Annotated in this window: 6 protein-coding genes; 3 read left to right on the top strand and 3 right to left on the bottom strand. The window is 40.6% G+C overall.

The window, feature by feature from the left end; translation table 11 throughout:
* Positions 1-8: 8 nt before the first annotated feature.
* From MSBRW_RS15890 to MSBRW_RS15880, 3 genes are read right to left on the bottom strand one after another with little or no spacing between them, the layout of a single operon-like run.
* Complete coding sequence (locus MSBRW_RS15890; protein ID WP_011306759.1) at positions 9-1,727, bottom strand: WD40 repeat domain-containing protein; 1,719 nt, start codon at positions 1,725-1,727, stop codon at positions 9-11.
* Between the two features lie 4 nt (positions 1,728-1,731).
* Positions 1,732-3,282 (bottom strand): WD40 repeat domain-containing protein, encoded by a 1,551-nt coding sequence (locus tag MSBRW_RS15885; RefSeq protein ID WP_011306760.1) that lies wholly within the window; start codon positions 3,280-3,282, stop codon positions 1,732-1,734.
* 29 nt (positions 3,283-3,311) lie between these two features.
* Positions 3,312-3,893: a hypothetical protein gene (locus tag MSBRW_RS15880; RefSeq protein WP_011306761.1), complete on the bottom strand. Its 582-nt coding sequence runs from the start codon at positions 3,891-3,893 to the stop codon at positions 3,312-3,314.
* A gap of 459 nt (positions 3,894-4,352) precedes the next feature.
* Here MSBRW_RS15880 and MSBRW_RS15875 point away from each other — a divergent pair, with 459 nt between their 5' ends.
* The 3 genes from MSBRW_RS15875 to MSBRW_RS15865 all read left to right on the top strand — a co-directional run bounded on the left by MSBRW_RS15875 (position 4,353) and on the right by MSBRW_RS15865 (position 11,047).
* Positions 4,353-6,026: an S-layer protein domain-containing protein gene (locus MSBRW_RS15875; RefSeq protein WP_230669802.1), complete on the top strand. Its 1,674-nt coding sequence runs from the start codon at positions 4,353-4,355 to the stop codon at positions 6,024-6,026.
* Between the two features lie 21 nt (positions 6,027-6,047).
* Entirely contained in the window at positions 6,048-8,114 is a 2,067-nt protein-coding gene (locus MSBRW_RS15870; RefSeq protein WP_011306763.1) for a putative cobaltochelatase, read from the top strand.
* 134 nt (positions 8,115-8,248) lie between these two features.
* On the top strand, positions 8,249-11,047 hold the full coding sequence (locus MSBRW_RS15865) for a DNA-directed DNA polymerase (RefSeq protein ID WP_011306764.1): 2,799 nt from the start codon (positions 8,249-8,251) through the stop codon (positions 11,045-11,047).
* The last annotated feature ends 1,007 nt before the right edge of the window (positions 11,048-12,054 follow it).

The raw sequence follows: 12,054 nt of genomic DNA, 5'->3' as shown, positions 1-12,054 counted from the left end.
TTCTCCTCTTACGTAAGAACATGCACTTTGTACTCTCCCAGCACTGTGCCATCATCAAGCCTTGCAGGAGCTTCCATGGCTGCAATATATTTTCCATCAGGGGAGATATCAGCCGCTATTGTAATTCCCTTGGTGTTATAAACCTGGGCAAGTTTAGAATTTGAACCTCCACTTTTTGATACGTCAAAGACATACACTCCGTGAGCACTTCTATCCTTGGTCACCAGGTTCTGGGCTATGGGGACAACGAGATACCTGTCATTCATTGCGCATTCCCCTGCATAGCCGTCCACTCTCCATTTCCACAGCAGGTTGCCGTCGGTATCATAGGCAAAGAGGCTGTTGCCGTTGGGATGTTCTATTGGGGCATCGTTATTTTTGTCTTTGGAGAAAGTGCTGCCTATTGAGAAAATAAGGGTATTGTTGATAATATATGCATAATTCGCACTGCCGTAAATAGGGACTCCGCTTACTACAACCGGGGTTGAAATGTTTTCCTGCCATTTTACTTCTGGTACACCGGTTCCCATGATCTCGTAATTGTCAAATAAAAAGGCTCGTCCATCACTGGTCATTGTTATTATATTATTGCCATCAGGAGTAATCTGGGTACTGTACCATATGGCTGAATAGTCAAAAAATGGCTCAAGGGGTGGGATTGAATAGTTCCAGTACTCTTTTCCGGTATTTCCGTCCAGAACATGTACAGTTCCTTCTTTCCATTTGTCGGCATTTGTAAAGCAGGTCGTCCCGAAAACAGCGTATTTTCCGTCAGGGGTGTTATCTATCCATGTAACTCCGGAGTCCATCAGTTCGGATTCAGGGAATTTCCAGCGCGAATTGCCTTCGGAGTCAAAAGAATAAACTATTCCCAAATACTTGTATTTCTCTCCTATGTAGCCACAAGCTCTACTGGCAGCAACATAGATGTTCCCTTTTGAATCAAGTTTTATTTTTTTCATGGCTGGCATGTGGTCAAGGTCTGAACCCAGATCCTGACCTGCTCCATATTTCCAGATTTCAGTGCCATTTAAATCAAAGCAGTGAATAAAAGCATCCGGACTATCTTCTCCTACGATAAGACGTTTCCCATCCCCTGAAAACTCTATATCTGAAATTCTTGCATCAGCTATACCTTTAACAAGCTGTATTTCCCAAACCTTTTCACCTGTTGTAAGCTCTATAAGTTTCAGAGAACCTCCTTGAGTTCCGATAGCAAGATACTTGCTGTCAGGAGAGAATTTAATCATGCCTTCTATATTTTCTGTAGTTTTATCTATCGATCCGGGAGTAACATCCTCAAGTTTTACAGCGTACTCTTCTTTCAAAGCAGGTTTTTCAGGTGCATACACTTCCAGATCACTTTCTGCTCCGTCACCCGTGATCACTTCAAACTTGTATTGAGTATTGGGTTCCCACTCAAAAGCTACAAAGACCTGGTTCTCCGTTTTTTCAATATCTATTGACTCTGTCGAACTATTGACCGAAGAGATTTTTACCTGTGAAATGTCGGTCTCTTCTTTTAGAGTAATCAGAGCTCCGGTCCTGGAAAATACTATTGAATCTATGGGTATCCCGGCTTCGGAATTACCACTTTCCTCTATGTTCTGGACACCTTCGGAAGCCTGAGCAATTTTACTATTGTTCTCGGAGTCCTGGCTTTTTTCAGTACATCCGGCAGTAATTACAGTTAGGATTAGCAGGACTATCAAAATTTTCCATTTCATTTTCTCACCTGACAATTATTAACCTGTGCTTTCCAATTATATCTCCATTTTCAAGCTTTAGAGGGGCTTCAACTGCAGCAACTGTGCAGTCGGAAGAAATCGCAGCATCTACAACAACGCCCTCAGTGTTATATTTCCAGATTAACCTTGAATTTCCGTTTCCGGATTTCTGGTTGTCAAAAACATGAATTCCTTGAACTTGAGTATCGCCTGAGGAAGAGTCTTTCCCGACTGGCAGGACAAAGAATTTGGTGTCTGGAGAAAAGAAAATCCCTGCACAACGTCCTCCAAGGGAATAAGTCCATGAAGTGTCTCCTTTCTCAACATCACTTGATATAAGAGTATTCTCAAGGGGATATGCTACCGATATTTTGTCGGGATAATATGCAGGAAGTGTGGCTCCTGTAAGGTAAAGTGTCTCATTTTTACTGGAAATTTTTGCAGCTTCCCCATAGGCATAGATGTAACTTCCCTCTATCTCTTCTGGAACTGTTACATTGGATTGCCAATCATAGGTGTCCCATGATGTCCTCCCGTCTCCAGGGGTTTTCATGTCCCATGCTGTTTTTCCGTCTCCCGGTTTCGTCATCTCGGAATCATAAAACAGGTATTTTCTTCCATCACCAGTATAGGCAGTTACCATGGACCCATCATCTGAAATATCAAGCCCGTGCCAGATGGCTGCTGAAACAAAGTAAGGCTTAAGAGGGAGAATTTCATATTCCCAACGGAGATTTCCGCTGTCATCCACAGAATAGACGACTGTATCAAGTCCAAGGGAATTTGTCCAGTCTCCGGTTGAAAAAACCACATTTTTTCCGTCCTGGCTTGAGTCGATCCAGTTTACACTCTGCGCATAGTTTTCATTTGCTGGCAGTTTCCAGGAAAGATTGCCATCCGGGTTGAATCTGTATACCCTTGAAGCCAGCCCGTACCCTGACTCTTTCCAGTATCGACCCGCTGCAATGTATACAGCATCATCAGCAGCTGTTATTTTATATATGCAGGGCTGATATTTTGAGTTCGTACTGGTTCCCAGGTCATCGGCGCTTCTATAGCTGTGAATTTCATTTCCTGTGCCAGCATCCAGAGAATAGATGTATCCGTCAGTACTTTTTTCCCCTGCAAGCAGATACTTTCCGTCTTTTGAAAACGAAATGTCGGAAACATTTCCTCCTAAGGTTTTTTCCCATAATATTTTTTTGTCTGGTACATCAATAACTGTCAGTTTTTTTCCTGTCCCAACAGCTACATATTTTCCGTCCTGAGAGTATGTTACACAGTCCTGAACATTCGATTTTCCTTCATTGATATTTTCTGGAGTTATATCTCCAAGTTCATACTCCCAGTAAAGGTAAGGAGATGATTTTTCTGAAGATGTTAGATTTTCCTGACTCAGCTGGCTGCTTTCCTGAACGCTATCACTTTTTAATATCTCTTCACTATCTTTATTCCCATTTTCACCGGAGGCTACAGTATGTGAAGATTCGCATCCCGAAGAAACTAAAAATAGAAATAACAATATAGTTATCAGCCCAACACTACTCTTTTTCATATTCAGACTCCTTTGATTACCCTTTATCATTATCCATATATCTTCAGGTCTGAGATACTCAGAATATTCTGATGTTGCGTACTGTTGTCTCCAAAACCTGCACTCAATTTTTCAATCTTTATATTTTCAGCAGATCCGCAGTATTTTTCATAATCTTCAACAAGATCTCTTTCAACTGTACCCCTTGGAATTCCTGAGATTATAATCGATGGTGAAAATCGCCTTCGGTTTTCCTGATCCCGATAATATTCACCTTCGGATTGCGGATTCATGCTTCCCGCTGCAACATAGTAAATGGATTTGTGATCGCTGAATGTCACTTTTAACCAGAGACTGAATTTATCCAGATCCTGTCCGTTCCAGTTCCAGGAAATTTTTCCTGGAGATAGGCTCACATTTTTACTCCAAAATCCTTCCCCTGTCTGTGCCAAATTTGTTGTTTCAAGGTATAGTGCTCCATCTTTGCATCTTAGAAACTCTCCTTCTGAATTACAATTTTTGAAGTCTTCCTGATACACGGTTTTTTTCTCTGGCACGATTTGAGAATAAATTATCAAGCCTGTGAGGCTCAGGACTATAAATCCGAATATTATAGCCTTTCTGGAAATCATAATTGACCCTTATAGAAAGTGATTAATAAATATTTCGAAAATATTCTTAAATCATCTCATATAGTAATAATAAAATAAAAATTATGACTATTTTTTCCAATCAAATTTTCCTGTAATTCTAAGTTACTATGTCAATTCTCTATTCGACAATTAGTTTATTTTTAATGTTCTTTTTTATTTTTAATGTGCTTTCCTATATTTCACTATCAATAAGGCCAAATATTAATTGTTGTCTTGATGCCTACTCTCCAAAATAAATCTTATTTGCATCATATTCTCTTCCAACATCAAAGATTCTTTTATAATATGTAAATTACATCTCATAATTAAAAAACGAAATTGATATATATTGCTACCATATTTTTCACATTTATGATTAATGGTGACAAAAAAACCAGAATTTTTATCAATTTTTATATTATTTTTCTTATCTCCTTGATTTTAATTGCTATTACTCCTGTGGAAGGTGCTATTGAACAACGAGGCCCTATTGTAAATATTTCAGCCGGAGAACATACAATTCTTAATGGGGAAAATTGCCCTGGATTTTATTATTCAACTTCTACTGGTACATACTATGAGTCGCTGGAGCTTAATTTCTCTGAAGATGGGCTTATTGATACGGGTAATGCAACTTATACCTCAAAAATCAGTTATGGTTCAACGGCTTTCTTTGGGAAAAAATACAAAGTCTTTGAAGATGGGTTAATCACTGAGAACCTGGTTAGCTATGGAAGTCGTGATCTTCAAAGGGGGAATGATTATGATCTAGGAAATGGCTACAAACTGGTGCTTCAGGGGGTAAACAACGATTCTGCTCTCCTTGAACTTCAGAAAAATTCCGTCCCAGTTACTACGGAATCTCTTGAAGAAGGTTCAAAGTTCAAATTCAATGCTACAATAAACGGCACTAAATATACAATTCTGGAAGGAACTCTTAGCCGGGTTCTTGACAGTAAGGATCCAATTGTGAGTCTCTCAAGTGTAAGCCAGTATTCGACTGAACCTATTGAGATTAACGTTGGGGACCAGTACGGTAATTTCGAGGTCACTGAAGCTACAGATAAAAAGATCGAATTGAAAAACAGAGTGCCTATAAGGATGCAGCCTGGAGATTATGTCACAATCCTTAAAGATTTGATCGATTTCAGAATGGCTGATAATGTATACAGGGCATGCTCTTACAATATGACTAAAGATGTTATCAAGTCCTATAAGATAAAAGGCACCTCTTTAACTGTAAATCGTTCGGATTCTTCTCCAGACTCCTGCATCTGGACAGCTGATTCTTTTGGTATGCTCTATTATGATCTTGAAAATAATTTCAGTACAGAAAGATTTGAACTTAATCTTAATGCTGAAGACGGCTGGATTCCGAAAGGAGGTCTGGTTTATGAATCCTCGCCTGTCAAGGTTACATACAAAAACCCGGAGATGGGGAATTATGGAGAAAACGCTTTTGATGGCGGATATTCTGTGCTTGGATGGGATGGTGAGAAATATGCATATCTTGGAGACGATCAGGGAATTGTAAATGTCCTTATGGATGATGACAATAGCAGATGTCTCTATTCCGATGACGAATGGGCTCTTGGGGAAGGATACATCCTGAGAGTAGATGATATAGAGTGGGATAAAGTTCACCTGACGATTTTGAGAAATAATGCTGCTGTTTACTCAAGCATAATATCTCCAGGGAAGTCAGCTGACCTGGGTACACATACTTTCCTGTACAATAAGACAATAAATGGTATTGACGTCCCCCTCTTTTCCATATATGTGAATAATGTCCTGGAAGGAAACGGAAGTTCTGGTGTAAGTCTAAAATATCCTCTACACTTTTCCGAAAGCCCTCTTGAAATAAAGGTAGGGGATACGTTCGGGGCACTTACTGTTGTTGAAACTTCCCCTAAAATCCGGCTTGAAAATGAAAATGCTCTTAATTTTGGTTCGGACCTTGAGGTTACAGAAGAAATCCACCTTGGGTCTTTTGAAAAGAAGACAGGAGGAAATCTCAATGTCACCTTTTTTCCCTTCATGAATAAGGTGGAAAAGGTGGATTCTGTTCTTCCTACAGTCAATCGGTGGGCGATCCCGACGATGAGTGTTGAAGAATACCTTCTCGGAAACTAAAAGATATATTGAGGTTAAACCATGAAAAACCATAACATTATTGTTTACCCTTTTACTGCAATAGTAGGGCAGGAGAAAATGAAGAAAGCTCTGATCCTGAACGCTATAAATCCAAAAGTTGGAGGAGTTCTGATCAGGGGTGAAAAAGGTACTGCCAAATCAACAGCTGTCCGGGCCCTTGCCAATCTTCTGCCTGAAATACAGGTAGTTGAAGGCTGTAAATACCGCTGCGATCCTAATGATGTAAATGCAATGTGTGAAGAATGCCTGGAAAAGGTAAAAGCTGGGGCTCTTAAGAGTTCTTCTATAAAAATGAAGGTTGTGGACCTGCCTGTAAGTGCCACCGAAGACCGCGTTGTAGGAACTCTTGATATCGAACATGCTATCAAGAAAGGAGAAAAACGCTTTGAACCTGGTGTACTTGCTCATGCTCACAGGGGTATCCTGTATGTGGATGAGATTAATCTTCTGGATGATCATCTTGTAGATGTACTCCTCGACTCAGCAGCAATGGGAGTAAATACTGTTGAAAGAGAAGGAATTTCCTTCTCCCACCCTGCGAATTTTGTGCTTGTAGGCACCATGAACCCTGAAGAAGGAGAACTTCGACCCCAGTTACTTGACCGGTTCGGTTTATGTGTGGATATAAAGGGAATCATGGATGTAGCCAGAAGAGTGGAACTTATCAAATACAGGCTCAGCTATGAAACCGATCCTGAAGCTTTTGCAGCAAACTGGCAGGCTGCAGAGTCCGAGCTTTGTGAACAGATTCTTCTGGCGCAGAAATTACTTCCTGAAGTAAAGATCTCAGACAGCATGCTTGAATTGATCAGCCAGATCTGTGTTGATATGGGAGTCGATGGGCACAGGGCAGACATCACAATGATGAAAACCTCAATCACGCTTGCAGCTTTCAACGGCAGGACTGAGGTTCTTGAAGAGGATGTAAAAGAAGCTGCAGAATTAGTCCTTCCTCACCGTATGCGAAGAAAACCGTTTGATAATTATTCTGATAAGCAGGATAAACTCAACGAGAGTATGGAGAAACAAAGGGAAAAGAAAAAGGAAAAAGAAAAGGAAAAAGAAAAAAATAAAAATGAACAGCAAAAAAAAGAGCATAACGAGCAGTCAGGAAAAGCGCAGGCTCATCCTGAAGAGCAGAATTCAGATGACCCACAGGATAGCACCGGGGAACAGCCGGATGCTTCCTCAGAAACTATTTTTGCAACAGGAGAAGGTTACCAGATAAAGCAGTTTTCTCCCGATTTTCGCAGAGAAAACCGAAATGGGTCAGGTCGGCGCAGCAAAACTCTGACGAAATCTACACAGGGCAGGTATATTAAGAGTAAAATCCCAGAAGAGAAAACAACGGATATTGCTTTTGATGCTACCCTGAGGGCAGCTGCACCCTACCAGCTTGTAAGGGAAAAAAACGGAAATTCCATAGTAATTCATGACTTGGATTTCAGGCAAAAAGTCCGTGAGAAAAAGATAGGCAACCTTGTACTCTTTGTTGTGGATGCCAGCGGTTCTATGGGAGCTCAGCAGCGGATGGTAGCTTCTAAAGGTGCAGTGCTTTCAATGTTGATGGACGCTTACCAGAAACGTGATAAGGTGGGGCTTATTGCTTTTAAGGGGACAGGAGCAGAGCTGTTGCTGCCGCCAACTTCCAGTGTGGAAATGGCACAAAAATATCTGGAGGAACTGCCAACCGGAGGAAAGACTCCCCTTTCCCATGGGCTGATGAAAGGTTATGAAACCATACATGCAGAACTCCGACGCGATCCTGATACCTGTCCGTTTATGGTTCTGATCTCTGATGGGAGGGCAAATGTCAGTATGAATGGTGAACCTCCTCTCCAGGAGACAAAAACAATAGCTTCCATGTTCAGAAAAGAATGCATACAATCGGCAGTTATTGATACGGAAAGCAGTATTATTAAATTCGGGCTTGCTCAGGAAATTTCCAGTGCGCTTGGAGCCAAATATCTCGCACTTGAGGACCTGAAGGCAGATTCAATAGTTGAAGCTGTTCGATCTTCAGCTCCTTTTGAATTTTCGGTTTCTTCTGGAAGCTTTTCAAGTTGAAGATTTTCCTTTCTTGAAACTTTTAGCTTGAATGTCTTCTATTTTTCATATTAAATTTTACAGCTTTCTCGAAAATAAAACCCTGTTTTTTCAAAAGTACAACAAAAGATATATGTCTATCTAAAAACGTAACCATGCCTATGGATTTCCAGATCTTGGATGCAGACTATGAAGTCATTAATGACAGCAGCCCCGTAATCCGTCTCTTTGGCAGGGGAGTGGACGGGAAGAGCGTTTGCTGTTTTGTTCCCGATTTTGAACCTTATTTTTATCTCAAGGCCTCTGGAGACCTTAATGCCGTAGCCAGGCTTATCGAAGAGACTTTCACGCAAGTTAAAAAAGTAGAAATTGTTGAAAAATTCGAGCCTATTGGGTATCAGAAAACAAAAATAAAGATGCTCAGGGTTACTACCCACCTGCCCAGAGAGGTGCCCGAAATCAGGGACGAGATTCTAAAGCTCCAGGAAGTACTGAAGGCTGAAGGCAAATGGGAAGTCTATGAGACTGATATTCTCTTTAGAAATCGTTTTTTAATTGATAAAGATCTCGGAGGTATGGTCTGGGTATCTGCAGAAGGGGAAGCCGTTGACCCTGCAAAATATCTCCGTACAAATGGTTCAGGCAGTTCTCGCTGTGGGAAGTTTACATGTGATGCTTCAATCCTTGCATCCGGGTTAAATAAAGTTGAAAATCTTACTCTCGCCCCCCTGAAGTATCTGGCTTTTGATATTGAATGCCTGCCTCTTGATGGAGGAATGCCTTCTCCTGAGGTTTCGCCTATAATCATGATTAGCTTTTCTTTCGAGCCTGAGTATAAAGGACATAAAACCCTCGTACTTCTGGCAAAACCTGTGGAAAATCTGAATTCCGATGTTTGGTCTTACACGGACGAGACCGAAATGTTAAATAAGTTTTTCGAGATCTTCTGCGATTATGACCCTGACATTGTAATTGGATATAATCACCAGGATTTCGATATTCCTTATATAACGGATAGAGTAAAAACTCTGGTTTCAGAAGGGAACTCAATAAACCCTGTTGTCGGCCGGGACGGCAGCAAAATAGGTTACAGAAAATTCGGGCTTATTACTCGCACTGAAATGAAGGGCCGGGTGGTTGTGGATGCGCTTCCTCTGGTAAGAAGAGCTTTCAGTCTGAAGCAGTACACCCTGCGAGCGGTTTCAAAGGAACTCCTGAGCCGTGAAAAACTGGATGTTCCCCCTCTTGAAATGGAAGAGTACTGGCTCGATACAGGGGAAAAATTCAAAAAATTCGTTGACTATTCACGCAGGGATGCAGAGCTTGCCCTGGAACTTATCCTTAATTTGAGACTCCTTGACAAATATGTGGCCCTTGCCCAGGTAAGCGGAAGCCTGCTTCAGGAAGTTGTTGATGGAGGCCAGACTTCGATGGTTGAAACTCTTCTTCTCAAAGAATTTGGGCTACGCGACAGAGTTCTACTTCCAAAGCCTGATGATGGAGTTTCGGCCGAGAGATATGCAATGAGTTCCGACCTCAAGGGTGGGGAAGTCCTGGAACCTAAGAAGGGCCTTCTGGAAAATGTGCTTATTCTTGACTACAAGTCTCTTTACCCAACTATAATGATGGCACATAACCTGTGTTACACTACAGTAGTTACGGGTGATAAGTCTGATGGGGTGACTATCAGGCCTCCATCCGGAGGAGAGTTCGTGCCTTCCGAGGTTTTCAAGGGAATCGTGCCTTCGATCCTTGAAGATTTGCTTAACAAGAGGACACAGACAAAGAAAAGGATGAGAGGGACTTCTAATGAAAATGAGTATAGGGTACTTGATGCTACTCAACTCGCCCTGAAAATCCTGTTAAACAGCTTTTATGGTTATTCCGGATATGCCAGGGCAAGGCTCTACAGCCTGACTCTTGCAAACGCTGTAACCAGCTTTGGAAGAAGCAACATCCTCAATACGCGGGAAATTATCAACAACACTATAGGTAAAATAATTCTCAGGAATAAAACAGCTCTGCTCCTTGATGAAGCAGGAGAACTCTCTCCCCAGGATAGGGTAGTTGAACTGTCGGTTGCCTACGGAGATACTGACAGTGTCTTTGTCCACTGTAAATCTAGAGGAGACCTCTCTCTTGAGGAGGTTAGCCTTATAGGTAACAGGCTTGCAAATATCGTTTCTGTGTCTTTGCCTGACCCGATGGAACTTGAATTCGAATCTATTGCTAAGCGTGCCCTTCTTATCGCAAAAAAACGCTATGCTCTCTGGTTTTTTGAGCCAAAAAATTCAGGTTGGGAAGATAAGATTAAGGTTAAAGGCATGGAAACCGTCCGAAGAGACTGGTGTGAATTAACTTCGGTAACTCTCAATAGGGTGCTTGAGCTTGTGCTTATAAAAGGTGATGTTGACCAGGCTGTGGAATACGTACGCCAGATAGTCAGCAAGGTCAGGAATCTCGATCCTGCAAAAGACTCCGAGATTATCGAAAGCCTTGTTCTCACACGCACCCTTACAAGGAAAATTGAGAGTTATAAGAACAAGCAGCCTCACCTTACGGTTGCTGAAAATCTGAAAAAAAGGACTGGTGTCGTTCCTTCTATAGGAACAAGAATACCTTTTGTCATTACCGCAGGAAAAGGACTCTTTGTTGATCGGGCTGAAGATCCGGACTATGTAAGGGAGAAAAACATCCCGATAGATGTCGATTACTATATTAAGAAACAGATACTCCCCCCGGTGGAACGTATTCTTGAAGTTTTTGGGGTTAAGATGTCTTCACTCGACTTTGATTCCAAACAAAAAGGACTATTTGATTTTGAAGCTAAGAAGCCTGAAGTAAAGAAACAGGATAAGCCTTCTTCAGAAAAGGAAAGTAAGGTAAAGGCTCAGGAACAGAATCTATTTAAGGAAAATGGACATGCAGCTCAGAGTTCTCTCTTCGATTTCTGAACCTGTACTTTACCTGTACTTTACCTGTACTTTACTGTCTGAGTTTCTGTATTTTTTAACTCTCTTTCCGCAGATGTCCGTACAATTTTCATAATTTTTTCTGCTATCGTTTTTTCTGCTAATTGCATGTGATGTTTAAAGAATTATTTTTAAAATGTTCTACAATTTTCGGCATTTTTACCTTCAATGAAAACTTTCAACTCGATTTACCAAAGCTTCAGTTGAGATAATAACGAGAGATTTTTGAGAAATTCTCCAAAACCGATAGCAAGAAAATTGTTGTTTTTTCGAGAACATCTGCGGAAAGTCAGTTTTAAGTGTTCAGATTACTTTTATGCATGCACAAATTGGACTTTTATCTCTGTTCTTTCTGTTTCTAGTGCATCGATTCCAAAGTATGTCAAAAATGAATTTTTTGAAAACCACTGAATGCACGGAAGACACGGAAATAAGTAGTAAAGGAGTGGTTCTTCTGTGTTTTCCGTGCTTTTCGTGTTTTCAGTGGTTGTATAATATCCATATCGAATCACTCTGCGACCGACTGTGCTTTCCGCGTTACAGAATGCTATCTGACTTTAAAATAATATTTGTGTTATAAGTTGCAATTGTTTTCTTATTATGTATTTATTTGAAAATCGAAGCACTAGGTTTCAATCCTTTCTGTTTCCAGGTTTCAATCAATTTTTTGCCTGCTATTGATCTCTCATACCTATTTAGCATGAAAGTATTGTGGTTTGAAAAGTACTTTCATTTCTTTGTGTCTGTTATTCGAAGAATTTCATGTGTGTTTTTCTTAATGCTATTTCTCTCTTTGTCTATTCTCTTTGTTCCATTTATCTATATTTTATATAGTATATATATACCATACTACTTTCTTTGCTATTTTTTACTCATATGTACTTCTCTATATTCTATGAAGCGAATCTTTATATATTTTTCATTTATTGTGCATTATACTGGAAACGACTTAGACGAATGCAAATTTAATTTACTACTTATTGGAGTGT

Source organism: Methanosarcina barkeri str. Wiesmoor (assembly GCF_000969985.1).
In the GTDB taxonomy this organism is placed as follows: Archaea; Halobacteriota; Methanosarcinia; order Methanosarcinales; family Methanosarcinaceae; genus Methanosarcina; species Methanosarcina barkeri_B.
Note: the sequence above shows the minus strand (reverse complement) of the source record. Positions and strands in the feature narration are given on the sequence as shown.

Coding starts and splice junctions, on each gene's coding strand:
- MSBRW_RS15890 (WP_011306759.1), bottom strand. CDS start 1,727: ATGAAATGGAAAATTTTGATAGTCCTGCTAATCCTAACTGTAATTACT.
- MSBRW_RS15885 (WP_011306760.1), bottom strand. CDS start 3,282: ATGAAAAAGAGTAGTGTTGGGCTGATAACTATATTGTTATTTCTATTT.
- MSBRW_RS15880 (WP_011306761.1), bottom strand. CDS start 3,893: ATGATTTCCAGAAAGGCTATAATATTCGGATTTATAGTCCTGAGCCTC.
- MSBRW_RS15870 (WP_011306763.1), top strand. CDS start 6,048: ATGAAAAACCATAACATTATTGTTTACCCTTTTACTGCAATAGTAGGG.
- MSBRW_RS15865 (WP_011306764.1), top strand. CDS start 8,249: ATGCCTATGGATTTCCAGATCTTGGATGCAGACTATGAAGTCATTAAT.